The 24,271-nt window shown below is 66.5% G+C and carries 22 protein-coding genes and 1 pseudogene; 12 read left to right on the top strand and 11 right to left on the bottom strand.

What is annotated here, in order from left to right; translation table 11 throughout:
* Window positions 1-108: 108 nt before the first annotated feature.
* Window positions 109-645 carry a DUF3617 domain-containing protein gene (locus RH91_RS07780; protein ID WP_010162094.1) on the bottom strand — a complete coding sequence of 179 codons (537 nt, stop codon included), beginning with the start codon at window positions 643-645 and terminating at the stop codon, window positions 109-111.
* Between the two features lie 83 nt (window positions 646-728).
* On the opposite strand from RH91_RS07780, the gene uvrB reads away from it, so the two are divergent.
* The 3 genes from uvrB (at window position 729) to RH91_RS07770 (ending at window position 3,645) form a co-directional block, all read left to right on the top strand.
* A complete protein-coding gene (gene uvrB, locus RH91_RS07775; RefSeq protein WP_010162093.1) occupies window positions 729-2,936 on the top strand; it encodes an excinuclease ABC subunit UvrB in 2,208 nt (735 codons plus the stop codon).
* A 227-nt stretch (window positions 2,937-3,163) separates the two neighbouring features.
* Window positions 3,164-3,397, top strand: a complete 234-nt coding sequence (locus RH91_RS21575; protein WP_010162092.1) for a type II toxin-antitoxin system RelE/ParE family toxin — start codon at window positions 3,164-3,166, stop codon at window positions 3,395-3,397.
* Window positions 3,388-3,645, top strand: coding sequence for a HigA family addiction module antitoxin (locus RH91_RS07770; RefSeq protein WP_010162091.1), 258 nt, complete (start codon window positions 3,388-3,390; stop codon window positions 3,643-3,645). Before RH91_RS21575 ends, RH91_RS07770 begins: the two co-directional genes overlap by 10 nt.
* On the opposite strand, the gene RH91_RS07765 is transcribed toward RH91_RS07770, so the two are convergent.
* The gene (locus RH91_RS07765; protein ID WP_010162090.1) at window positions 3,642-4,010 is read right to left on the bottom strand and encodes a PRC-barrel domain-containing protein; all 369 of its coding nucleotides are present in this window, start codon (window positions 4,008-4,010) and stop codon (window positions 3,642-3,644) included. The genes RH91_RS07770 and RH91_RS07765 overlap by 4 nt on opposite strands.
* A 143-nt stretch (window positions 4,011-4,153) precedes the next feature.
* Here RH91_RS07765 and RH91_RS07760 point away from each other — a divergent pair, with 143 nt between their 5' ends.
* Together RH91_RS07760 and RH91_RS07755 are read left to right on the top strand one after the other, a co-directional pair.
* Window positions 4,154-4,687 carry a hypothetical protein gene (locus RH91_RS07760; protein WP_029623696.1) on the top strand — a complete coding sequence of 178 codons (534 nt, stop codon included), beginning with the start codon at window positions 4,154-4,156 and terminating at the stop codon, window positions 4,685-4,687.
* Between the two features lie 480 nt (window positions 4,688-5,167).
* A complete protein-coding gene (locus RH91_RS07755; protein ID WP_010162087.1) occupies window positions 5,168-6,754 on the top strand; it encodes an amidase in 1,587 nt (528 codons plus the stop codon).
* Window positions 6,755-6,923: 169 nt separating this feature from the next.
* Here the strand turns inward: RH91_RS07755 and RH91_RS07750 are convergent, their stop codons facing one another.
* Window positions 6,924-7,376 (bottom strand): DUF2721 domain-containing protein, encoded by a 453-nt coding sequence (locus tag RH91_RS07750; protein ID WP_010162086.1) that lies wholly within the window; start codon window positions 7,374-7,376, stop codon window positions 6,924-6,926.
* Between the two features lie 76 nt (window positions 7,377-7,452).
* On the opposite strand from RH91_RS07750, the gene RH91_RS07745 reads away from it, so the two are divergent.
* Window positions 7,453-7,725, top strand: a complete 273-nt coding sequence (locus tag RH91_RS07745) for a UvrB/UvrC motif-containing protein (protein WP_010162085.1) — start codon at window positions 7,453-7,455, stop codon at window positions 7,723-7,725.
* Between the two features lie 15 nt (window positions 7,726-7,740).
* Here the strand turns inward: RH91_RS07745 and trmB are convergent, their stop codons facing one another.
* Window positions 7,741-8,421: a tRNA (guanine(46)-N(7))-methyltransferase TrmB gene (gene trmB / locus RH91_RS07740; RefSeq protein WP_010162084.1), complete on the bottom strand. Its 681-nt coding sequence runs from the start codon at window positions 8,419-8,421 to the stop codon at window positions 7,741-7,743.
* Between the two features lie 94 nt (window positions 8,422-8,515).
* On the opposite strand from trmB, the gene RH91_RS07735 reads away from it, so the two are divergent.
* The 3 genes from RH91_RS07735 (at window position 8,516) to RH91_RS07725 (ending at window position 10,738) form a co-directional block, all read left to right on the top strand.
* Window positions 8,516-9,337 carry a formate/nitrite transporter family protein gene (locus RH91_RS07735; RefSeq protein WP_010162083.1) on the top strand — a complete coding sequence of 274 codons (822 nt, stop codon included), beginning with the start codon at window positions 8,516-8,518 and terminating at the stop codon, window positions 9,335-9,337.
* Window positions 9,338-9,404: 67 nt separating this feature from the next.
* Window positions 9,405-10,019 carry a phosphatase PAP2 family protein gene (locus RH91_RS07730; RefSeq protein ID WP_010162082.1) on the top strand — a complete coding sequence of 205 codons (615 nt, stop codon included), beginning with the start codon at window positions 9,405-9,407 and terminating at the stop codon, window positions 10,017-10,019.
* 80 nt (window positions 10,020-10,099) lie between these two features.
* Entirely contained in the window at window positions 10,100-10,738 is a 639-nt protein-coding gene (locus tag RH91_RS07725; protein WP_010162081.1) for a hypothetical protein, read from the top strand.
* A gap of 67 nt (window positions 10,739-10,805) precedes the next feature.
* On the opposite strand, the gene metK is transcribed toward RH91_RS07725, so the two are convergent.
* On the bottom strand, window positions 10,806-12,023 hold the full coding sequence (gene metK, locus RH91_RS07720; protein ID WP_010162080.1) for a methionine adenosyltransferase: 1,218 nt from the start codon (window positions 12,021-12,023) through the stop codon (window positions 10,806-10,808).
* Between the two features lie 72 nt (window positions 12,024-12,095).
* Window positions 12,096-13,625 carry an apolipoprotein N-acyltransferase gene (gene lnt / locus RH91_RS07715; protein WP_010162078.1) on the bottom strand — a complete coding sequence of 510 codons (1,530 nt, stop codon included), beginning with the start codon at window positions 13,623-13,625 and terminating at the stop codon, window positions 12,096-12,098.
* Window positions 13,626-13,910: 285 nt separating this feature from the next.
* Here lnt and RH91_RS07710 point away from each other — a divergent pair, with 285 nt between their 5' ends.
* Both RH91_RS07710 and RH91_RS07705 read left to right on the top strand, forming a co-directional pair.
* Window positions 13,911-14,327: a VOC family protein gene (locus tag RH91_RS07710; RefSeq protein WP_010162077.1), complete on the top strand. Its 417-nt coding sequence runs from the start codon at window positions 13,911-13,913 to the stop codon at window positions 14,325-14,327.
* A 25-nt stretch (window positions 14,328-14,352) separates the two neighbouring features.
* Entirely contained in the window at window positions 14,353-14,655 is a 303-nt protein-coding gene (locus tag RH91_RS07705; protein ID WP_010162076.1) for a polyhydroxyalkanoic acid system family protein, read from the top strand.
* Window positions 14,656-14,789: 134 nt separating this feature from the next.
* On the opposite strand, the gene RH91_RS07700 is transcribed toward RH91_RS07705, so the two are convergent.
* The 5 genes and pseudogenes from RH91_RS07700 to RH91_RS07680 all read right to left on the bottom strand — a co-directional run bounded on the left by RH91_RS07700 (window position 14,790) and on the right by RH91_RS07680 (window position 21,339).
* Window positions 14,790-16,115 carry a PQQ-dependent sugar dehydrogenase gene (locus RH91_RS07700; RefSeq protein WP_010162075.1) on the bottom strand — a complete coding sequence of 442 codons (1,326 nt, stop codon included), beginning with the start codon at window positions 16,113-16,115 and terminating at the stop codon, window positions 14,790-14,792.
* Between the two features lie 281 nt (window positions 16,116-16,396).
* Entirely contained in the window at window positions 16,397-18,643 is a 2,247-nt protein-coding gene (gene katG, locus RH91_RS07695) for a catalase/peroxidase HPI (RefSeq protein WP_010162074.1), read from the bottom strand.
* Window positions 18,644-18,759: 116 nt separating this feature from the next.
* Window positions 18,760-19,362 (bottom strand): outer membrane protein, encoded by a 603-nt coding sequence (locus RH91_RS07690; RefSeq protein ID WP_010162073.1) that lies wholly within the window; start codon window positions 19,360-19,362, stop codon window positions 18,760-18,762.
* An 85-nt stretch (window positions 19,363-19,447) separates the two neighbouring features.
* Window positions 19,448-19,702: pseudogene (locus tag RH91_RS07685) on the bottom strand (transporter associated domain-containing protein); the annotation flags it as partial.
* 116 nt (window positions 19,703-19,818) lie between these two features.
* A complete protein-coding gene (locus RH91_RS07680; RefSeq protein WP_010162071.1) occupies window positions 19,819-21,339 on the bottom strand; it encodes a fumarate hydratase in 1,521 nt (506 codons plus the stop codon).
* Between the two features lie 149 nt (window positions 21,340-21,488).
* Here RH91_RS07680 and RH91_RS07675 point away from each other — a divergent pair, with 149 nt between their 5' ends.
* Window positions 21,489-24,137: a putative bifunctional diguanylate cyclase/phosphodiesterase gene (locus tag RH91_RS07675; RefSeq protein WP_010162070.1), complete on the top strand. Its 2,649-nt coding sequence runs from the start codon at window positions 21,489-21,491 to the stop codon at window positions 24,135-24,137.
* Window positions 24,138-24,271 lie beyond the last annotated feature (134 nt).

Here is a 24,271-nt window from a genome sequence, read left to right as displayed (position 1 = left end):
GTGACGCGCAAGAACCCACCCCCCGTTCGCCCTGAGCGAAGTCGAAGGGCCGTGCGCCGCGTGTGGGGGCTTCGCCTTCGCGCAGCCCGAACGGACGGTTGCGGCGTGCTAGCGCTTCACCGCCATTGGCGCGGGCGGCGGCGTGATGTCGCCCGCCCTGCACGGGCCGCTGCGAACGGTGTGGACGCGCATCTCCATCACGCCCTCCGCCACGCCGCTGGCATCGAAACCTTCCGACTTCATCGTCAGGTTGCGATCGCCGGCCGCATTGGTGCCGGTGACGCTGACCTTGACCGTCCCGCCGCCATCCTGCGGGCAGACCGCGCTGAGCCCGACCGTTGGACCGGTGTCGTCCCGCTTGCCGATCTTGCAGTTCTGGCCGCGCGGGCCGATCTGCTCCGTCGTCTGCGCGAGGTCTTCCTTCGCGGCCGCCTGGGGGGTGAGGCAGATCGACATCCCCGCCATCGCATCGAACATCGCCTGCATCTGCGCCTTGACCTGCGGCGTCGCGCCCTTGCCCTCGAGCCGGAGGATCTCGACCTTCTGCGACCAGCTACCGGGTTGGCGCCGGATCACCGGCTCGGACGAACATGCCGCGACCGCGAGGACCGGCAGCGCGAGTGCCGCGATGCGATGAAACGCCATGAGATATCCCCGGGGAAAGCTGTACGCGACACGGGGCCGGGCACGATTGTCTGTTGCCGCATCCCTTCCCATATTGCTCGGTGATGGCAATCCAGATTCGCACCACGCTCGATGAACCCGAAACCGGGGTCAGCTTCGTCCCCCACCGCCCGGCGCGGCCGCTCAAGGCGGAAGGGGGCAAAAGGTTCAAGCTCGTCTCCGAATATACCGCAGCGGGCGACCAGCCGACTGCGATCGCCGAGCTCGTCGCGCAGACGCAAGCTGGCGAGCGCGACCAGGTGCTGCTGGGCGTGACGGGGTCGGGCAAGACCTTCACGATGGCAAAGGTGATCGAGGCGGTGCAGCGCCCCGCGCTGATCCTCGCGCCCAACAAGATCCTCGCGGCGCAGCTCTACGGCGAGATGAAGTCGTTCTTCCCCGAGAATGCGGTCGAATATTTCGTCAGTTACTATGATTACTACCAGCCCGAGGCGTACGTCGCGCGGTCGGACACGTACATCGAGAAGGAAAGCTCGACCAACGAGGCGATCGACCGGATGCGTCACGCGGCGACCCGATCGCTGCTCGAACGCGACGACGTGATCATCGTCGCGTCGGTGTCGTGCCTGTACGGCATCGGCTCGGTCGAGACCTATTCGGCGATGATCTTCGACCTCAAGAAGGGCCAGACCGTCGACCAGCGCGAGATCGTGCGCAAGCTCGTCGCGCTCCAGTACAAGCGCAACGATGCGGCGTTCCAGCGCGGCAATTTCCGCGTGCGCGGCGATGCGCTCGAAATCTTCCCGTCGCATTATGATGACACCGCATGGCGCGTGTCGTTCTTCGGCGACGAGATCGAGGATATCGTCGAGTTCGATCCGCTGACCGGCAAGAAGATCGCGAGCCTCGGCACCATCCGCATCTACGCCAATTCGCACTATGTGACGCCGGGGCCGACGCTCAAGCAGGCGATGGAAGCGATCAAGTTCGAGCTGTCCGAGCGGCTCAAGGAGCTGGTGCCCGAGGGCAAGTTGCTCGAGGCGCAGCGGCTGGAGCAGCGCACGAACTTCGATCTCGAGATGATCGCGGCGACGGGTTCGTGCGCGGGGATCGAGAATTACTCGCGCTTCCTCACCGGGCGCATGCCCGGCGAGCCGCCCCCCACTTTGTTCGAATATCTTCCCGAGAATTCGTTGCTGTTCGTCGACGAGAGCCACCAGACGATCGGCCAGATCAACGGCATGTCGCGCGGCGATCACCGTCGCAAGCTGACGCTGGCCGAATATGGCTTCCGTCTGCCCTCGGCGATCGACAACCGGCCGCTGCGCTTCAACGAATGGGAAGCGATGCGTCCGCAGACGACCTATGTCTCGGCGACGCCGGGCGCGTGGGAAATGGAGCAGACCGGCGGCGTGTTCGCCGAGCAGGTCATTCGCCCGACCGGGCTGATCGATCCGCCGATCGAGATCAAGCCGGTCGAGGAGCAGGTGCAAGACCTGATCGTCGAGGCGCGCAAGACCGCCGAGCTTGGCTATCGCACGCTGGTGACGACGCTGACCAAGCGGATGGCGGAGGATCTGACCGAGTTCATGCACGAGGCGGGTTTGCGCGTCCGCTACATGCACAGCGACGTCGAGACGCTGGAGCGTATCGAGCTGATCCGCGACTTGCGGCTTGGCGTGTACGACGTGCTGATCGGGATCAACCTGTTGCGCGAGGGGCTCGATATTCCAGAGTGCGGGCTGGTCGCCATCCTCGATGCGGACAAGGAAGGCTTCCTTCGCTCGGAAACCTCGCTGATCCAGACGATCGGCCGTGCGGCGCGCAACGTCGACGGGCGCGTGATCCTCTATGCCGACCGCATCACCGGCTCGATGGAGCGCGCGATGAACGAGACCGAGCGTCGCCGCGAAAAGCAGCGCGCGTATAATGAAGAACACGGCATCACGCCGACCACGATCAAGCGCAACATCGGCGACATCATTCAGGACGTGTCGAGCCGCGATCAGGTCACGGTCGAGATCGACGAGGACCGTCCGCACATGGTCGGGCACAATTTGCGCGCGTACATCGAGGATCTCGAGAAGAAGATGCGCGCGGCGGCGTCAGATCTCGAGTTCGAGACCGCGGGCCGTCTGCGCGACGAGATCCGGCAGCTCGAGCAGGAAGAGCTCGGGCTTCCGGTGGAGCAGCAGAAGTTGCCGATCATGGGGCGCTCGAACGAGGGCAAGCCGGGGACCCGCAAGACGCGGTACGGCAAGAGCCAGAAGATGCGCGCTGGGATGGCGGGGAGTTCTCGGCGGGCTCGGTGATCAGGGGGTTCGGGTTTCGCGCGAAGTCGACGGTTGCCATGAATGACGTGGCGTAAGATCGCTTGCGAGGCTATCGAACCGACCCTTATAAACGAAATCTAGGCGTTAGTTTTGCCGTGTCCGACGGAGACGACGCCATGATAAGAACCTTCGCTTCAGCTGATGCCGAATGTATATAGAATCGGTAATTCAGCCGCCGACTGCCGCCCGAGATTCAGCTACGAGCCATGCGCCGTTTGACGCTGCTAGATTCTGCAAATTCGTTGGAAGAGCTTGGAAATCTGCGCGGAACCCGGCTGCATCGCCTTACCGGCGATCGCGCCGGGCAGCATTCCATTTCCATCAATGACCAATGGCGTATATGCTTCGTATGGAAGAACGGAGACGCATATGACGTCGCAATCGTTGACTCACTGATCCGGACTGGCTTGAAAACGAACACGCCGGGCAATTGCTGGTAAGCGAGTTTTTGGAGCCCGACGCGCTAAGCGTTGAAGGGCTGGCTGCTGCTATCGAGGTAAGCCCGGAGCGGATCTCCGCCGTGATAGACGGTACGCGTCCGATGGACGCAGAATTGGATCTGCGTCTCGCACGCTATTTCAGGATGTCCGAAGGATTCTTCCTACGATTGCAAGATCGCTACGAAATCGTCGAGGCCAAGCGCGCCCTCAATGGCGCGCTTGACCGGATCGTCCCCCGCGCGGCTTAATCGACCGACAGGTCTTCGCTCGCCACGTCGTAATATTTCGACACGCGGTCGGCATAGGCCTGGTCGAACGTCGGTGCGTTGCTCGCCCAGCTCGGGCCGCCTTCGAGGACGCGGCGGTCGATCGTCACGATGTACGTGTCGTTGACCGGGTCGAACTGGAGCAGCGAGAAGGGGATCGGGTAATAGGCCTTGCCCATGCCGAGGAAGCCGCCGATCGTCAGCACCGCGTAGATCGTCTGGCCGGTGCGCTTGTTGACCATCAGCGTCAGGACCGAGCCGATCTTGTCGCCGTCGCGGCTACGGACCTGCATCGCGTCGCTCTTGTTCGACTGGAGCAGCAGCTGGGTGGGTTCGGTTTGTGACATGGATCAATCCTAACAGTTCGCGGGCGTAACGGAGAGAGGCCGCTCCCGGTTCCCCTCCTCCATGCGGCTGAGTGGGTGGAAAACGCGGGGCGGCGTCGCGCGCGCGGTTGAGCGGGCCGTCCGCATCGCGCATAGACTTGGCTATGCGTAACATTATTCCCTTGGTGGCCTTGGCCGTTCTTGCCGGGTGCGTGGCGAAACCGGTCGCGCCGCGTCCCGTCGCCGCGCCTGTCGTCCGCCCCGCCGTCGTCCCGCGGCCCGTCCCGGTGGCAAGCGCGGACTGGCGCGACTGGGCGGTCACGCCCGGCGACTGGGCGTATCGGCAGGATCAGGGCGGATCGACCGCGCTGTTCGGCACGACCGGCGGCAACGCGCTGCTGACGCTGCGCTGCGACAGCGCAAGCGCGACGCTGTATCTGTCGCGGCAGGGGTCGGTGGTCACGCCGCTCACCGTGCGGACGTCGAGCGTCGCGCGCAGCGTGCCCGTCCAGCCGACCAGTCCGGGCCCGGTCGGCGCGCCGAGCTATGTCGCGACGCGGCTCACCGCGCGCGACCCGCTGCTCGACGCGATGGTGTTCAGCCGGGGCCGCTTCATCGTCGAACAGGCGGGCACAACGACGCTGGTGGTGCCGGCATGGGCCGAAATCGCGCGGGTTACGGAGGATTGCCGCCGCTGAAGCCAGCGCTTCGGCGCGCTTCGGGCAGGCGGAGGAGAATCGTCGAATCTGCGGATTATTACAAGACTTGTTTCGCGAATTTAGATGATTCAAACACGAGTCGTGACCAGCGCAGGTCACGCACTTTTCAACTGGCGAAAGGAGGTGATCCGATGTCTCATGGTTCAGCAATGGGGTCGGTTCAGTTCGTGCGGGGGACGCACCGCTAGGCCTTTGGGGAAACCCGTTCGATCGCCGGCGCGGGGGGTATGGTCCCCCAGTCAACGCGAAGCGGCGATCGAGGCACTAGCGGTTCGCATGGTCTCCCAAGCTGGAGCTTCCGGCCGCTGACCATGTCAGGAGGTTGCCGGGGTGTCGTGAAGACCCCCGGCAGCCTCTTTTCATTTGGGGCGCCGCGCGACCTCTGAAAAAAGCCCCTTCCCCCCGCTTGTTGTCCTGCAAGGATGATCGCATGATCGGCGTCTCGAACGATAAAAGGGGATGACGGGCATGCGGATACGGGCAGCGTTTGCGGCGATGGTGATGGTTTCCGCGGCCGCTTCGGCGCAACAGGCGCCCGTGGTCGAGGAGCAGTCGATCGACGGCTTGCGCGCGCAACTCGCGCACGGGACGAGCAGCGTCGCGATCACCCAGGCGTATCTTGCGCGGATCGCCGCGATGGACCGCACCGGGCCGACCCTCCGCGCGGTGATCGCGACCAACCCCGATGCGCTCGAGCAGGCCAAGGCCAGCGACGCGCGGCGCAAGGCGGGCAAACCGCTCGGCCCGCTCGATGGCATCCCGGTGCTGATCAAGGACAATATCGAGACGAAGGATCCGATCGCGACGACCGCGGGGAGCCTCGCGCTCAAGGACAACGTCACGCGGCGCGACGCGCCCGTGGTCGCGGCGTTGCGCAAACAGGGCGCGGTGATCCTCGGCAAGACCAACCTCAGCGAATGGGCGAACATCCGCTCGACGCATTCGATCAGCGGGTGGAGCGCGGTCGGCGGGCTGGTGCGCAACCCCTATGCGCTCGACCGGACCTCGTGCGGATCCTCCAGCGGGTCGGGCGCGGCGGTCGCGGCGAGCTTCGCGGCGGTGGCGATCGGGACCGAGACCGACGGATCGGTCGTCTGCCCGTCGTCGATGAACGGGCTGGTCGGACTGAAGCCGACGCTCGGGATGGTCAGCCGTAGCCGTGTCGTGCCGATCAGCCACAGCCAGGATACGCCCGGCCCGATGGCGCGGAACGTGCGCGATGCCGCGTTGCTGTTCAACGCGATGGTCGGGGTCGATCCCGAGGACGCGGCGACGCGCGACAGTCGGACGCATCTCCACGATTTCGCCGCCCCGCTCGCGACCGCGTCGCTGTCGGGCGTGCGCGTTGCGGTCCTGCGGCCCGACATGTCCGACGTGCTGAAGGCAAAGTATGAGGCATCGCTCGCGGTGCTCAAGGCGCAGGGCGCGGTGCTCGTCGACGTAGAGACGCCCAAGCTCGACGGGATCGGCGAGGCCGAACTGCTGGTGCTCCAGACCGAGCTCAAGGCGGATCTGGATACATATCTCGCAACCACGCCAGCGGCGGTGAAGACGCGGACGCTCGATCAGGTGATCGCATTCGACACCGCCAATGCCACCAGCGAAATGCCGTTCTTCGAGCAGGAGACGTTCGTTGCCGCGGCCAAGACGCGGGGGCTGCGCGATCCCGAATATCTCGGTGCGCGCGCGAAGTCGCTGCGGCTGGCGGGTGCGGAGGGGATCGACGCGCTGCTGACGAAGGCGCAGGCGACGCTGGTCGTCGCGCCGACCTACGGGATGCCGTGGCTCTCCGACACCGTCTACGGCGACAATTTCAATGGCCCGAGCGCGAGCGAATTGCCTGCGATCTCGGGCTATCCGCATCTGACGGTGCCGATGGGGCTGGTCCGCGGGGTTCCGGTAGGGCTGTCGTTCATCGCGACGCGCTGGGCGGACCAGGCGGTGCTCAACGCGGGCTATGTGTTCGAACAGGCGGCCAAGGCGCGGGTCGCGCCGGGGTATCTGGCGACCAACGATGCCGGGCCGGGGCTGGCGGGCGCGCGGTAACGCCGCGGCGGGTGACCTTGACGATCTTAGCTGAGGTCACCCCAACCTTCCCGTTCGTTTCGAGCGTAGTCGAGAAACCTGGCACAGCGCGGGGTTTCTCGACTTCGCTCGAAACGAACGGGAAGAAAAGCCGTCATCGCCCGTCATCACCGCGCCGCTCAGAGCAACGCTATTTCTCCAGCAATTCCGGCCGGATGTGAATCGCGATCAGCGACATCCGCACTTCGATCAGGAAGGAAATGAGCGAGGCGATCAGCAGCCCCATCGCGAGGATGAACGACAGCGCCACCACCGTGCCGATATGCAGCTTGACCAGTTCGGCGACGAACAGCAGCGCGACGACGAGGCAGGTCATCACCGCGCTCGACACCGCGAGCACCAGCGACGCGTTGATGACGATCATCCGTTTGTCGAGCAGGCGCAATTCCCACACGTGCCGGTCATGCTCCGGCCCCTGCGAGGCCGGATGCAGCGCCTCGACCGCGCGCGCGCGGTCGACCACGCGCGACAGCCGCCCCGCGAGCACGTTGAGCAGCGCGCCGATCCCGGCGAGCATGAAGACGGGGGACAGCGAGAGCTGGATCGTCTGGGCGATCGTGGTGACGGCGGGATAGGGGTTCATTGCAGGCTTTGTGGGCAATGCGTGGCGACGACGCAAGCCGGACGGAGCGGACCGGTGATTTCGGCGTTATAGGACGATGAGCGAACTCGAGGACTTGCAGGCACAGATGGAAGCCGCCGCCGCGGCGCTCGACTATGAGGAAGCGCGGCGGTTGCGTGACCGGATCAGCCTGCTGCGGGGCGGCGCGGGCGCGCAGGATGCTGCGGCGGCGGACACCGCGGGGCTGGTGCGGCAACAGCCCGGCGCGATGGGGCTTGGCTCCAGCCAGCAGCGGATGACCCCGCCCAAGGGCTGGACGCCACCCCCCAAGCCGGACCTGATGACGAAGGGGCGGTCGCGCAAGCGCTAGCGCCACCCCAGGGGGTCAGACCCGCAGGTGGCGGAAATACCACACTTCCCGCCCCTGCCGCCGCGCCTTGCGCTCGTAGCGGGTCTCGGGCCAGTCCTCCGGGCGGGTCAGGAAATCGGCGGGCGTGCGCGCGGTCCATTCGAAGTCGCGGCGCTGCCCCATCACCATCATCGCCCAGCGGCAATAGGTCGGATCGTCGGTGCCGAGCCGGAACTCGCACCCGGGCTTTAATTTTGCCGCGATCAGGTCGAGCGGGCCGTGGTTGACCATCCGACGCTTGGCATGGCGCGCCTTGCGCCACGGATCGGGGTGCAACAGATACAGCCGTGACAGCGAGGCGTCGGGGAGCCGCTCCACCACGTCGAGCGCATCGCCCATGTGGATCCGGACGTTGTCGAGCGCATCGTCGCGGATATGCGCAAGCGCGCCGACCACGCCGTTGAGGAACGGCTCGCAGCCGATGAACCCGGTGTCGGGCCGCATCCCCGCCTGCCCCGCAAGATGCTCGCCCGCGCCAAAGCCGATCTCGACCTCGAGCGGGCGATCCGCGCCGAACAACGTCGTCGCATCGAGCGGGCCGTCGGTCGGCACGCTGATCTGCGGGAGCAGCGTTTCGACGAGGTCGGCCTGGCCCAGCCGCAGTTTGTGGCCCTGGCGCCGGCCATAGAGGCGGCGTGTCGTCATCGGATCGGTCATCGGGCGGGCGTGTAGCGCGGGACGCCGCGTCGTTAAAGGGGGAGCAAAGCACCGTTGCCGTCGTTACAGCGGGGTAACGAAGGATTGGGGCAGCATGGCTGACACGACGTCGCAGGACGAGAACACGGAAGCGGGCACCGGCACGGTCGAGGAACTGAAGGCCGCCAACGCCAAGGAGCTCCACCGCGCGGTGCGCGAAGAGGGGCAGGAGGAGCTCGAACGACCGGTCAGCGCGCTGTTCTGGTCGGGCGTGGCGGCGGGGCTCGCGGTCACCGCCTCGCTGATCGCGGAGGGCGCGATCGCGTCGCACGTTCCGCCGGGGCCGACGCGCCCGCTGCTGATCGCGCTGGGCTATCCGATCGGCTTCGTGATGGTGATCCTGGGGCGGATGCAGCTGTTTACCGAAAGCACCGTCACCGCGATGATCCCGCTCGTCACCACGCCGTCGTGGGATGCGCTGGGACGGACGCTGCGGTTGTGGGCCGTGGTGTTGCTCGCCAACTGCATCGGCACGGCGCTGGCGACCGGCGCGTTCGCGGGGCTCGGGCTCGGCGATTCGTCGCTCGATGCGGGGATGATCGAGGTGTCGATGAAGATTACCGAACACGCTGCGCTGGAGACGTTCTTCAATGCGGTGCCCGCCGGGTTCCTGATCGCGATCGTCGCCTGGTCGCTCCCCAATGCGCGCGAGCAGGCGTTCTTCGTGATCTTCGGGATCGTCTATGTCGTCGCGATCGGCGGGTTCAGCCATTCGGTCGTCGGCTCGAGCGAGGCGTTCCTGCTGTTGTGGACGGGCAAGATCGGGATCGGCGGCGCGCTGTCGTTCCTCGTGCCCGCGGTGCTCGGCAATCTGTTCGGCGGCGCGGGGCTGTTCGCCGTGCTGGCGCATGCGCAGGTGCGCGAGGAGGGGGTATGATCGCGCCGTCGATGGACCGAAACGTCCGCTTCGCCCGTTCGGTGCGGCACAGATGGAGAGGCGGACGATGAACACGATCAGCAAGGCGGCAAGCAAACTGGCAAAGGCCGATCGCAAGGTCACGCACGAAGCGGCGCAACACCGCGACGCGCCCGTCGTCAAGGCGTTCGGCGCGCTCAGCGAAGGCGCGGACCAGCCGCCCTTGCTGCTGCTCGGCGTGGGAACCATGGTGGTCGGCGCGCTGCTCCGCCAGCCGGTGATGCTGCGCACCGGCGCGCGGATGCTCGCGAGCGAGGCGGTGGCGACGGGAATCAAGTCGATCATCAAGCGCTCGGTCGATCGCACCCGGCCGAAGAAGGCGATCGAGACGGGGAAGCACGACTTCAAGCCCGGCGACAATACGGCGCACGACGAAAGCTCGTTCCCCTCTGGTCATACCGCGGGCGCGGTGGCGGTCGCGGGGGCGCTGGCGAAGGACGTGCCGGCGCTGGGCGCCCCCGCCTATGCGCTCGCAAGCGGCGTCGCTGCGGTTCAGATGCCGCGCGGGAAGCACTATGTTCTCGATACCGTCGCGGGTGCCGTGGTCGGCTTCGTCGCGCAGCGTGCGGCGAACACCGCCGTCCGCCTTGCCGAACGCGCGCTGGTTGGGGCGATCAGACGGCGGCGGCGACATTCATCCTAAAGAACGAGTTCACGATATGCGATAGGCCGAACGCAAGTTTGTATCGGTTACCTGCCCCTTGAATTTGCAAGGGGAATATCATGAAGGCGATTTTCTGGACAAGTGTTGCGCTCGCGCTTTCGATGCCGGTCGCGGCGGGTGCGCAAGAGGTGGTGCAATGGTCGGCCCCCGCCGCCATGACCGGTCAAACCGCCTTCTTCCCATTGGGGACCGCGCTGCACCTGACGACGCGGACGGAACTCAACACCAAGGAACGCCATGCCGGGGACCGCTTCTACCTCGAGGTCGCGGAACCGCTGGTATACCGCGGGCAGGTCGTCATACCCGCCGGGGCCGTCGCTGTCGGTGAGGTGATGCGGGCAGAACGCAACGGTCATTTCGGCAAGCGCGGGACGATCGACGTCCGGCTCAGCTATGTCCAGACGCCGAGCGGACCCGTGCGCATTTCGGGGCGGACATCGCGCAACGGAACCGGGCAAGGGCTGTTGTCGATCGGCGGAGCGCTCGTCGTGTCCTGGCCGATGATGTTCATCCACGGGACCAGCGGTCGCCTGCCGGCCGATACGCCGATCACCGCCTATCTTGCCGACGACCTTCGCTTCACGGTGCAGTCGGACGGCGGTCAGGCCGTGGCTGCCTTGCCGGATAGTCCCGGCCAGATGCAGCGCGCTTTGCCCGCGCGGTTCGATCCGTCGGTATTTTCGAGCAGCCAGCGCTAGGGGCTGGAATGCGACGGCGGGATCCGTCGCGGGAACCGGGCGCGGGAGAACCCGCGCCCGATCGGCTTCAGGCGACGGCGGCCTTGAGCGCGTCGACCAGGTCGGTCTTTTCCCAGGTGAAGCCATCCGCATCGGGCTCGCGCCCGAAATGGCCGTAAGCAGCGGTGCGCTTGTAGATCGGCGCATTGAGCTTGAGGTGCTCGCGGATGCCCTTCGGCGTCAGGCGGACGAGCTGCGGGAGCACTTCCTCGATCTTCGACTCAGGCACCGTACCCGTGCCGTGCAGGTCGACGTAGAGCGACAGCGGCTCGGCGATGCCGATCGCATAGCTCAGCTGGATCGTGCAGCGGCGCGCGAGGCCCGCAGCAACGACGTTCTTCGCGAGATAGCGCGAGACATAGGCGGCCGAGCGATCGACCTTGGTCGGATCCTTGCCCGAAAACGCGCCGCCGCCGTGCGGCGCCGCACCGCCGTAGGTGTCGACGATGATCTTGCGCCCGGTGACGCCCGCGTCGCCGTCCGGTCCGCCGATCTCGAACGCGCCGGTCGGGTTGATGTAGATCTTGGTGTCGTCGGTCACGAAGCCCTCGGGCAACGTGTCCTTCATCACGCCAGCGACGTAGCTGCGGAGTTCCTCGTACAGCGCCGGGTTGGCGTTGTCGCCCTGCAGGCAATAGCCCGCCTTGTGCTGGGTCGACACGACCAGCGCGGTCGCGCGGACCGGCTTTTCGTCCTTATATTCGAGCGTGACCTGGCTCTTGGCGTCGGGCTCGAGGAACGGGGCCGCCCCCGAGTGCCGGTCGGCGGCCATCTGCTGCAGGATCTTGTGGCTGTAATAGAGAGTCGCGGGCATCAGGCCCGGGGTCTCGTCGGTCGCGTAGCCGAACATGATGCCCTGGTCGCCGGCACCCTCGTCCTTGTTCGCGCCCTCGTCGACGCCCATCGCGATTTCGGCGGACTGGCCGTGGAGGTTGTTCTCGAAGCGGAAGTTTTCCCAATGGAAGCCCGACTGCTCATAGCCGATCTCGCGTACGGTATTGCGCACTGCCGCCTCGATCTCCTCGAGCGCGCCATCGGCCCAGGCGCCGTTCTCGTACACGCCCTTGCAGCGGATCTCGCCTGCGAGGACGACGAGGTTGGTCGTGGTCAGCGTCTCGCACGCGATGCGCGCCTGCGGGTCCTTGCTCAGGAACAGATCGACGACGGTGTCCGAAATCTGGTCGGCGACCTTGTCGGGATGACCTTCCGAGACCGACTCGGAGGTGAAGAGAAACGATGCGCGCATTGATGAAACCCTCGTCTGGGCGCGGACCGGTGCGACCGGAACACGCATATAAAGCTTTCCTTATATGTGCTCCTATCGTGCCCGCCGTCGGATGGCAATTGCCGTTAGCGCCAACATGAGGGCGGTCAGCAGCGCCATCAGGTTGCCGAACCGTGCGAACAGGGTGGGCGGTGCGGCCGGCGGGATCGGCAGTTCGATCGCGCCCTTCGTCTCCCACGGGATCGACGCGAGGACATGACCGCGCGCATCGATGATCGCGGAAATGCCGGTCGGCGTCGCACGGATGATCGGCAGGCCTTCCTCGATCGCGCGCATCCGCGCCTGCGCGAGATGCTGCGCCGGGCCCCAGCTGCCGTACCAGCTGTCGTTCGAGGGGTTGAAGATCAGCGCCGGACGATGCTTGCGGTCGACGATCGAGCCCGAGAAGATCATTTCGTAACAGATCGCGAAACCGACCCGGCCGATGCCGGGAATGTCGAGCCCGTCCGGCCCCTTGCCGGACGCGAAATCAAGGTCGCCGGGGACGAGCCGCGACAGCCCGATCGCGGACATCAGCGGGCGCGCGGGGAGATATTCGCCCCACGGCACGAGGTGCGCCTTGTCGTAGCGGCCGATGACCCTGGCGTTCGCGTCGATCGCGAAGATCGCGTTGGTGGCGGCGTTGACCTCGCCGGATGCGTCGAATTTCAGGGCATTGCCGCCGGTCAGCACGACATCGCGCGGGCCGAGCAGCGCGGCGATCCGCGAGCGGATGACGAACGGCGCGCCGCGGAAGTAATATTGCGGGGGATAGCCGTCCTCGGGGAGATAACGCAGCGCGCCCTCGGGCCAGACGATCAGCCGTGGCGCGGCGTGCGGCGTGCCGCTGAGGCCGGACAGCGCGCGGAGGTTGGTCTCGGCATAATCCTCGCGCGGGCGCTGTTCCTGGTCGAGATCGGGCTGGACGACACGGATGCGCGGGGCGTTGGCGAGCGGCTTTGGCGCGGGCGCGGTGTCGAGCGCCGACAAGGACAGCACGACGAGCAACACGCCGACTGACACCGGGAAGCGCCACGTCCGCCGCGCGGCAAGCAGGACCGCACCTGCCGTCAGCACCGCGATTCCCGACAGCGCATAGGTGCCGAGCCAGGCCCCGCTCGCCGCGACCGGGGTCGGGAGCCAGATTTCGGAGAGCGGGTTCCACGGATACCCCGTCAGCAGTGTGCCGCGCAGATATTCGGTCGCGATCCAGACGGTGGCGAAGATCAGCACGTAGGATGCGTCGAGCGCGGGCTTGCGCAGCCGCCATGCGACCCCCGCAGCCGCCATCGGGAAGATCGCGAGATACAGCGATAGCAGGATTGGCGCGAAGAAGCCGAGCGCATGCGGCATCGCGTCCTGGAAGCTGAAGGCCTTGGCGATCCAGTTGTTGCCGATCGAGAAATGCGCGACCCCGAACAGCCATCCGCGCCACAGCGCCGCACGCCGCGTCGGCGCCTGATGCACCAGCAGCATCCAGACTGCGAAACAGCCGAGCGTGACGGGCCACAGCGCGAGCGGCGCGAAGCCGACCGCGGCGATCCCGCCGAGGAGGAAAGAGAAAAGAGCGGGGCGCTGGGTCATGCGGTCGCTATCGCGTGATCGAGGTGGGGACGCAACGGGGAGCGCGAACCACGCCCCGCCCGTTGCCGCCTCCCCCCTTGCACTTCTTCCTCTTCCGCTTCTCTTCTCTTCTCTACCCTTCCCCGGCGAAGGCCGGGGCCCAGGAGCGATGGCCAAGATAACGAAGTGCAGAGGCTCGCAATCTGCCGTTCCTCTCCTGGGCCCCGGCCTTCGCCGGGGAAGTGGCTTCAACTTGGCGGGCATCTTGAACGTGACGCCCCCCACCCCCGCCGCTATCGTCCCCGCATGACTCGCCCCTTCCACCTCGCCTTCCCCGTCCACGATCTCGCCGCGGCCCGCGCCTTCTACGGCGGGACGCTCAGGTGCACCGAGGGGCGCAGTTCGGATCACTGGATCGACTTCGACCTCTACGGCCACCAGATCGTCGCGCATCTCGACCCAGCCGCAAAGCCGGTCGCGGTGTCGAACGCGGTCGACGGGCATGCGGTGCCGGTGCCGCATTTCGGCGTCGTGCTGACGATGCCCGACTGGCACGCGCTCGCCGAGCGGCTGACCGCGGCGGGGACTCGCTTCGGAATCGAACCACACACGCGTTTCGTCGGTCAGCCGGGCGAGCAGGCCACGATGTTCTTTTATGACCCGAGCGGCAACGCGCTTGAGTTCAAGGCGTTTGCCGACGACGCGATGATCTTCGCGCAGTGATACGCCGTCGCGTGAAGGACAGACCATGAGCGAACCAATTGTCGTCGATATCCCCCACAAGCTGGGCCTTGCCGCCGCGCGCGCGCGCATCGATGGCGGGATCGGCAAGCTCGCCGGGATGTTCCCGGGCGGTGCCGCGGTCGATCATCGTTGGGAGGGGGACACGATGTTCTTCACCGTCGCCGCGATGGGTCAACGCGTCGCGAGCCGGCTGACGGTCGCGGAGACCTCGGTCCGCGCCGAGGTCGACCTGCCGCCGTTCCTCGCACTGTTCGCGGACAAGATCCGCGCGAAGCTGGCGAAGGAAGCGCCGAAGATGCTGGAGTAACGCTCCCCTATACGACCGTCATGCTGAACTTGTTTCAGCATCCACCGGTGAATGCATCCTGCGGCCGGCAGGACAAGACCACGGTGGATGCTGAAACAAGTTCAGCATGACGGCGGATTGGGGGTGGGCGCGCGCTACTTCGCGGTGACCCGCCACACGGTGTTGCCCACGTCGTCCGCGACCAGCAGCGCGCCGCCGCGATCGAACGTCACCCCGACCGGACGGCCCTGCGCCTCGCCCTTGGCGTTGAGGAACCCCGTCAGCACGTCGACCGGCTTCACACCCTTCCTGGGAAAGCCAAGCTCCCCGAACGGCACGAACGCGACCTTGTAGCCCGACACCGGCACGCGGTTCCACGAGCCATGCTCGCCGACGAACGCACCGTTTGCATACGCCGCCCCGAGTTTCGCCTCGGACGCGAAGGTCAGCCCAAGCGCCGCCACGTGCGGCCCCATCGCGAAATCGGGACGCTTGGAATATTCCTGCAGCGCCGGGTTCTCGGGCTTCACGCGCGTGTCCGGGTAGCCGCCCCAATAATACCACGGCCACCCGAAGTTATCGCCGAGGCCGACCCGCGTGATGTAATCGGGGACGATATCCGACCCGAGCATGTCGCGCTCGTTGACTGCGACCCACAGCCCACCCGACTTGGGTTCGAACGCCATCCCCTGCGGGTTGCGCAGGCCCGCGCCGAACACACGGAACGTCTTCGCCTGCGGGTCGACCTGGAGGATGTTGGCGCGGTATTTTTCCTTGTCCATGCCGTTTTCGGCGATGTTCGACGACGAGCCGACTCCGACGTAGAGATATTTGCCGTTCGGGTCCGCGAGCAGCGTGCGCGCCCAGTGGTTGCCGCCGCCGTTGAGCGCGATCACCTTCTCGGGGGTCGCGGTGATCTTCGTCTCACCGGGCGTGAACGGCACGCGGACCAGCGCGTCGGTGTTCGCGATGTAGAGATAGCCCCCGAGCAGCGCCATGCCGGTGGGCGAGTTGAGCCCGCCGATCAGCACGGTCTTCTGTTCCGCGACGCCGTCATTATTTGCATCGCGCAGCAGCGTGATGCGGTTGGCGGAGGGAACGCCCGCGCCCGCCCGGCCGAGCAGATAGCGCATCACGGTGTCGGTGATGCTGCGGCCCTTGCGCGGTGGGGAATTGGTTTCGGCGACCAGCACGTCTCCGTTGGGCAGGCGGTAGAGCCAGCGCGGATGCTCCAACCCTCGCGCGAACGCGGCCACCTTGAGCCCGGCGGCGGGGACCGGAGTCGTGCCCGCGGGCCAGCCGACCGCCTTGGCGACCTTGGTCGTCGGGATCGTCTGCTCACGCGGTGCGGAGATGGTCGGGCGTTCGCCTTCGACCTGGGCGATCGGGAGTTGGGCGGGTTCGGGCTGGAACATCCACCAGAGGACCGCCGCCCCGACGACCGCGAAGATGCCGAGGAGGATGAAAATATGTTTGCGCATACCGCTTGATAGGGTGCGCCGCCGCCCGGTGGAAGGGCTAGAGTTGGGGGAGGCACCTCTCCACAACCGTTCGTTTCGAGCGAAGTCGAGAAACCTGCGCTGTGCCGGGTTTCTCGACTACGCTCGAAACGAACGGATGGGGGTTTTCCGTTTCTCATATCTGACCGGGCCAGTCCCACCGCCACGCGGCGGGGCCGCACTTCGATACGAAAACGGGAGCCCGGAGGTACGAGCAAACGCCCGCAACCCCGAAGCTCCCGCATTCAACGCCGCAACCGCGATCAGGCGACCGCAGGCTCGCCTTCGACATGGCCCGACGCGACGTCGAACCGGTCCGCGTTCATCACCTTGACCCACGCGTCGACGAAGTCCTTGACGAACTTGTCGCCAGCGTCGGACGAAGCATAGACCTCCGCCACCGTGCGCAGCTGCGAGTTCGCGCCGAACACCAGGTCGGTGCGCGAGGCGGTCCACTTCTGTTCGCCGGTCGCGCGCAGCGTGCCGAGATATTCCTCGTCGCTGTCGTCGCTGATCTGCTTCCATGCGGTCTGCATGTCGAGCAAATGCACGAAGAAGTCGTTGGTCAGCTGACCCTCGCGGTCGGTGAACACGCCATGCTTCCCGGCCTTGGGGTGGTTCGCCCCGAGGACCCGAAGCCCGCCGAGCAGAACCGCCATCTGAGGGCCGCTCAGCCCAAGCAACTGGGCCTTGTCGACCAGCAGTTCCTCGGTCGGAACGCTGAACTTGACCGACAGATAGTTGCGAAAACCGTCCGCCTTGGGCTCGAGTACGTCGAAGCTCTCGGCATCGGTCTGCTCGGCCGACGCATCGGTCCGACCCGGGAGGAACGGCACTTCGATCGTCTTGCCGGCCGCCTTCGCCGCCGCCTCGACCCCGACCGAACCGCCGAGTACGATCAGATCCGCGATCGACACCTTCTTCGCACCCTGACCGTCGAACTCGGCCTTGATGCCTTCATAGATGCCAAGCACCCGTGCGAGCTGGTCGGGCTGGTTGACCTCCCAGTCCTTCTGCGGCGCGAGCCGGATGCGGCCGCCATTCGCCCCACCGCGGTGGTCCGACTGTCGATAGGTCGAGGCCGACGCCCAGGCGGTCGTCACCAGCTCGGCCACCGAAAGCCCCGAATTGGCGATCGCCTGCTTGAGGCCACCGACATCACCCGCGTCGATCTGCGGATAGTCCGCCTTGGGGATCGGGTCCTGCCAGATCAGATCCTCGGCCGGAACGTCGGGCCCGAGATAGCGGACCTTCGGCCCCATGTCGCGGTGGGTCAGCTTGAACCAGGCACGCGCGAAGGCATCGGCGAACGCCGCCGGGTCCTTCTGGAAACGCTTGCTGATCTCGAGGTACGCCGGGTCCTTCTTGAGCGCCATGTCGGCGGTCGTCATCATCGTCGGGACCTTGACGCTCGGCGTATGCGCCTTGGGGGCGAGCGTTTCCTCGGGGTTGCCGACCGGCTGCCACTGGTGCGCGCCCGCCGGGCTCTTCACGAGCTCATATTCGTGGTCGAGCAGCATGTCCCAATAGGTCTGGTCCCAGGTGATCGGCGTCGGGGTCCAGGCGCCTTCGATCCCCGAGGTGATCGTGTCGTCGCCCATGCCGGTGCCGTGCGTCGACACCCAGCCCATGCCCTGCGTCGCGATGTCGGCACCTTCCGGCTCGACGCCGACGAGCGAGGCGTCACCCGCACCATGTGCCTTGCCGAAGGTGTGGCCGCCCGCGGTCAGCGCGACGGTTTCCTCGTCGTTCATGCCCATGCGCGCGAACGTCTCGCGCATGTCGCGGGCCGAGCCCATCGGGTTGGGGCAACCGCCCGGGCCTTCCGGGTTGACGTAGATGAGGCCCATCTGGATCGCGGCGAGCGGGCTCTCGAGCGCACGGCCCTCTTCTTCCTCGATTCGCGTATCGCCGAGCCACTCCTCTTCGGTGCCGAAGTAGATGTCCTTCATCGGCTCGAACACGTCCTCGCGCCCGCCACCGAAGCCGAACACGGGTCCGCCCATCGATTCGATCGCGACGTTGCCCGCCATGATGAACAGATCGGCCCAGCTCAGCTGCTTGCCGTACTTGGACTTGATCGGCCACAACAGGCGACGCGCCTTGTCGAGGTTGCCGTTGTCCGGCCAGCTGTTGAGCGGCGCAAACCGCTGCGAACCCGACGACGAGCCACCGCGCCCGTCACCGGTGCGATAGGTGCCCGCCGAATGCCACGCCATCCGGATGAAGAACGGGCCGTAATGCCCGTAATCGGCCGGCCACCACGGCTGGCTGTCGGTCATCAGCGCGGTCAGGTCGCGCTTGACCGCGGCATAGTCGAGCGCGTTGAAGGCTTCGGCATAGTCGAAGTCGTCGCCCATCGGATTTGCCGACAGGCCGTTCTGCTGGAGGATTTCGAGGCTGAGCTGGTTCGGCCACCAATCGCGGTTGGTGCGGCCGAGCAGCGTGCGCATCGCGGCCGGTTCCTTGCTCGGGTCGCTCAGCGGGCTGCCTTTGGTAATTGCGTCCATGGGTCTCTCCAATCGACTCTTTTGAATCTGAGACTGCATAATGCCACGATCCCCTCGATCGATGAAATGCATTAAACCGAAGAGAGTGATCGGACGGGTGATATTTGCGACGGGGGCTAAAAGCGGATCGGCACGCCCAGCATCAGCTGGCTGGCCTGATTGTCGACATGCTTGAAATCGATTCGCACGGCGGTGCGGTCGCGGAACCGATATTCCATGCCACCGCCGACGATGAAGCTGCTGCCCCATTGATGGATATCGGAAATCCCGGGGTTGAAGTCGATTCGATAGCGATTGCCGCCATATCCGCCGGTTGCGTAAAGCAACAGGCGCGGTGGCGCGAGATATCCGGCGCGCAGGCTCAGGCGATAGCCGTAGCGAGGGTGTTCCTCGAAGAAGCGCCTGCCGTCGGGCAAGCGCGCGACCGGTCGCCCGCCACCGATGTTGACCCCGACTTCGCCGCCGATGCGGACGTTCTGCGCAACCGCGACGTCATATCCGACGAACGCGCCACCGCTCGGGCCGACCGCGCGATAGTAACGGCTCAATGTCTCGCCCGTGTCGAGGTTGGCTACATCGAAAAAGACATGATCTTCCCGCGCCCCGGCCTCGATGCCGCCGAACGGCCCGGTGAAGGGCCGCGCCTGCGCAGAGGCGGACGGTGCGGACAGCATGGCGACGATACCGACGAACGTAACCGCGACGGCTTGGCAGGTCATGGCAATTCCCCCTTTTCGCTACGATAGCGAAACGAAACTTGCCATTTTCAGCTGAACATCCGCTGATCGTCATGGATATCTCGGGTTAACCGTGCTCGGGCTTGGGGGGATGCAGCCGCAAGCTCAGCACGCGCCGCGTATCCGCCGCGATCACCTCGAGCGTCCAGCCGCCGTCGTGGACGATGGAGGCGCCGACCTTGGGCATATGCCCCGCCAGCACCGCGGCGTGTCCGACGATCGTGTCGATGTCGCCATCGCCCTCGGCCAGCCGTTCGTCGATCGTCTCGCCGACATCCTCGAGCTCGGCGCGCGCATCGACATCCCACGCGCCGCCATCCAGATGCCGCGCACCCTGCCCTCGACCTGCGATCCGCCGCCGCCCGGGGAAACCGAAGCGGGGTCCATTACGCTGCAATTTCAGAACCTTGAGAGCGCAGCGCAATGGACCCCGGACCCTTATGCGGGCAGCAAGCCCTCCCGTGCGATCTTGTCTTTCCACACCAGCGGCGCGAGCTGGTGGACGTTCGCGCCCGAGGAATCGACCGCCACCGTCACCGGGAAATCGACCACCTCGAACTCGTAGATCGCCTCCATCCCGAGATCCTCGAACCCGACGACCTTCGAGCCCTTGATCGCGCGCGCGACGAGATACGCCGCGCCGCCGACCGCCATCAGATACGCCGACTTGCCCTCGGCGATGGCCTTGGTCGCATCGGGCCCGCGCTCGGCCTTGCCGACCATCGCGAGCAGGCCCTGCCCCAGCATCATCCGCGTGAACGAATCCATCCGCGTCGCAGTCGTTGGCCCCGCCGGACCAACCACCTCATCCCCCACCGGATCGACCGGGCCGACGTAATAAATGACGCGCCCAGCGAACTCGACCGGCAGCGGCTCGCCCTTGTCGAGCATGTCCTTGATCCGCTTGTGCGCGGCGTCGCGCCCGGTGAGCATCTTGCCGTTGAGCAGCAGCCGGTCGCCCTGCTTCCAGCCCTGCACGTCGGCGGGGGTCAGCGTGTCGAGATCGACGCGGATCGCGGCCTGGTCGGGCACCCAGTGGACGTCGGGCCATTCATCGAGCTTGGGCGCCTCGAGATAGGCGGGGCCGGAGCCGTCGAGGACGAAATGCGCGTGGCGGGTCGCGGCGCAATTGGGGATCATCGCGACCGGCTTGCCCGCCGCGTGGCACGGCGCGTCCAGGATCTTGACGTCGAGGATGGTCGACAGCCCGCCCAGCCCCTGCGCGCCGATGCCGAGCGCGTTGACCTTGTCGAAGATCTCGATCCGCAGCGCCTCGATATCGGTCTTCGGCCCGCGCGCCTTCAAAGGCCCCATGTCGATCGGCTCCATCAGCGCCTGCTTGGCGAGCAGCATGCAATGCTCCGCGGTCCCGCCGATGCCGATCCCGAGCATCCCCGGCGGGCACCAGCCCGCGCCCATCTGCGGGAGCATCTCGAGCACCCAGTCGACGATCGAATCGCTCGGGTTCATCATCTTGAACTTGGACTTGTTCTCGCTCCCGCCGCCCTTCGCCGCGACGTCGACCGAGACGCGCGACCCCGGCACCAGCTCGACGTGGAGCACCGACGGCGTGTTGTCCTTGGTGTTGCGCCGCGTGAAGGCGGGGTCCGCGAGGATCGACGCGCGCAGCTTGTTCTCGGGGTTGAGATACGCCAGCCGCACGCCTTCGTCGACGACCTGCTGGAGCGAGCGGCTGGTGTCGTCGAGCCGGCAGTCCATCCCCCATTTGATGAAGACGTTGACGATGCCGGTATCCTGGCAGATCGGGCGATGCCCCTCCGCGCACATCCGCGAGTTGGTCAGGATCTGCGCGATCGCGTCCTTGGCGGCGGGGCCCTGCTCGGCCTCATACGCGGTGCCGAGCGCGCGGATATAATCCATCGGGTGATAGAAACTGATGAATTGCAGCGCGTCGGCGACGCTTTCGATCAGGTCGGCTTCGCGGATCATCGTGGTCATAAGCGCTTTCCGTTCTGGCGTTTGCCCTGCCTTATGCGCCCCGCGCAGCCTCGCCAAGCCATCCGCCCGCGATAAACGCGCACGCACAGCACCGCGTTAACCACCTCCCGCAAGGCTCTGTGCAAGGATGCTGCGGTAAGATCGCGGCGATGCGTATCCGTGTAACCCCCTTTCGTGCGCTCCGCGTCGCGTTTGCCGCGCTGTGGACCGACCTTTCCCCCAGCGCGACCGAATCCGAGGGGCATCGCAACACCTTGCGCCGACAATTGCGCCAGCTTGCGCAAAGCTGGCCGTTTGCGCTGCTGGTCGCGCTGGCGGCGCCGCTGCAGGTCGCGTGGACCGGCTGGCAGCAGGCGCGGCCGGGGGTGATGCTGGTCGCGCTGGCCTGCGCGGCGGTGCTGGCGTTGTTCGGCACGCTGCTGCTGCTGGCGATCCGGCGCGGCATCACGCGGCGCTGGTCGCTGCACGGCAAGGTCCGCACCGCCATGGCGCTCGGCGCGGTCGGCGGGGCGGCGTTGCTTCTCCTGGTGTTCGCGACCGCTCAGCTCAGTCCCGGTCCGGCGCGGCTCGCCGGTTTCGTCACCGCGTTCGGCGCGATGATCGTCCTGGTGATCGCGCTGTATCCGGTCCGCGCGGCGACGCTCGGGTTCGGCGCGGGGCTGCTGGTGACGCTGGGGGCGCAGGACGGGATCGGGATCGGGCTCGGGATCGGCACGGTGCTGCTGCTCGCGCTGACGAGCTCGACCTACCGGCTCGCGCTGTTCGAGCGCAGCGCGGTCGCGCAGCGCGATCTCGACCATGCGCAGGGGCGGATGGCGACTCGCCTCGTCGCCGAATTCGAGACGCATTCGAGCGGCTGGTTCTGGCAGACCAACAGCGAGGGCGAAGTCACCTATCTGACCGACAAGGTCGCGCGCGAGCTCGACACGCCCGATGCCCCCGCGATCGGCGCGCCGCTCTCCCGGCTGTTCCGGATGGACAGCGCGCTCCCCGAGACCGAGCGCACGATCGCGTTCCACCTCTCGTCGCGCACCGCCTTTTCCAACTATTCGGTCCGCCCCGCGAGCCGCGCCAAGCTCGAGCGCTGGTGGTCGATGTCGGGCCGCCCGATCTTCGACGAGGACGGCATCTTCATCGGCTTCGTCGGCAGCGGCAGCGACCTGACCGAACGCCGCCGCGCGGATGCCGAGATCACCCGGCTCGCGCTGTTCGACGGGCTGACCGGGCTCGCCAACCGCCAGCGGCTCCGCCTCGCGCTCGACCAGATGCTCGCGCAGCCCGCATCGCCCCAGCGCATGACCAGCCTGTTCCTGCTCGATCTCGACCGGTTCAAGGCGGTCAACGACACGCTCGGGCACCAGATGGGCGATGCCTTGCTCAAGCAGGTCGCGCAGCGGCTGCAACGCGGGATCGGCGAGGCGGGGCTGGTCGGGCGGCTCGGCGGCGACGAGTTCCAGGTGATCATGCCCGGCCAGGCCGATCGCGAGAAGCTCGCCGAGCTTGCGCGCCGCGTGATCTTCGACTTGTCGCAGCCTTATTCGATCGAAGGCTCGGCGATCAGCATCGGCTGCTCGATCGGCATCGCGATCGCGCCGCAGGACGGCGGCGATTCGGAAACGCTGATCCGCAACGCCGATCTCGCGCTGTACGCGGCCAAGGGCGACGGGCGCGGGATCCACCGCTTCTTCCGCGACGAACTGCTGGTCGGCGCGCAAAGCCGCAAGCAGCTCGAGGACGATCTGCGCCAGGCGCTGGTCGGCAACCAATTCTATCTCGCCTATCAGCCGGTGGTCGATACCCGCTCCGAACGGATCGTCGGGTATGAGGCGCTGCTGCGCTGGGCGCATCCGACGCGCGGGCTGGTCAGCCCCGCCGAGTTCGTCCCCGTGGCGGAGGATTGCGGGCTGATCGAGACCATCGGCGAATGGGTGCTGCGGACCGCCTGCACCGAGGCGGCGGGCTGGCCGGGGGATGTCCGCGTCGCGGTCAACGTCTCGCCGATTCAGTTCGCCAATCCGGTGCTCCCCTCGCTCGTCACGTCCGCGCTCGCGAAATCGGGGATCGCGCCGCACCGGCTCGAGCTCGAGATCACCGAAGGCGTGTTCCTCGACGAATCCGCCGCATCGGAACAGATGTTCAAGACGCTGAAGGGCTGCGGCGTGCGGCTTGCGCTCGACGATTTCGGGACGGGCTATTCGTCGCTCGGCTATCTCAAGAAAGCGCCGTTCGACAAGATCAAGATCGACCAGAGCTTCGTCAAGGGCGCGACGATCCCGGGCAACCGCAACGCCGCGATCATCCGCGCGATCGTCTCGCTCGCGGACGCGCTTGGGATGGAAACCACCGCCGAGGGGGTCGAGAATCGTGACGAGATCACGCTCATCCGCGATCTGGGGTGCAGCCACATCCAGGGCTTCGTCTATGGCAAGCCCGCGCGCGCTGCGGACGTCTTGCAGCAGCTCACGATCGGCGGGGGGATGGCGACCGCGACCGGCTATCAGATCACGCGCAACCCGCGCACCGCAATGCTGCGCAGCGCGCGGATCGAGGCGGGAGCGGTGTCGGGCGAAGTGCGGATCCGCAACATCTCGTCGACCGGCGCGATGATCGAGGGGATCGAGGTCGACGACGGCACGACCGATCTCGACGTGCTGATCGAGCTGCTCGAGGACCAGATGTTCCCCGCCAAGCTGCGCTGGGCGGCGGATGGCCGCGCGGGGCTCGAATTCGCCGAGACCTTCAACCTCGAACGCCTTGCCGCGCCGAGCGTCCCGCAGGCAGCGCGCAAGGCGGGGTAAGACTGGGCGGGAACGCGCGGAGATGACGGATGTGGTGGGTGACTTCCCCCTAACGCCGTCATTCCCGCGAATGCGAGACTTGTGCGAGAACGTCCGTCATCCTGAACTCGTTTCAGGATCCAGCCCTCCGCGAG

Origin of the sequence: Sphingomonas sp. PAMC 26617 (genome assembly GCF_000242835.1) — a bacterium.
GTDB lineage: Bacteria > Pseudomonadota > Alphaproteobacteria > Sphingomonadales > Sphingomonadaceae > Sphingomonas.
Note: the sequence above shows the minus strand (reverse complement) of the source record. Positions and strands in the feature narration are given on the sequence as shown.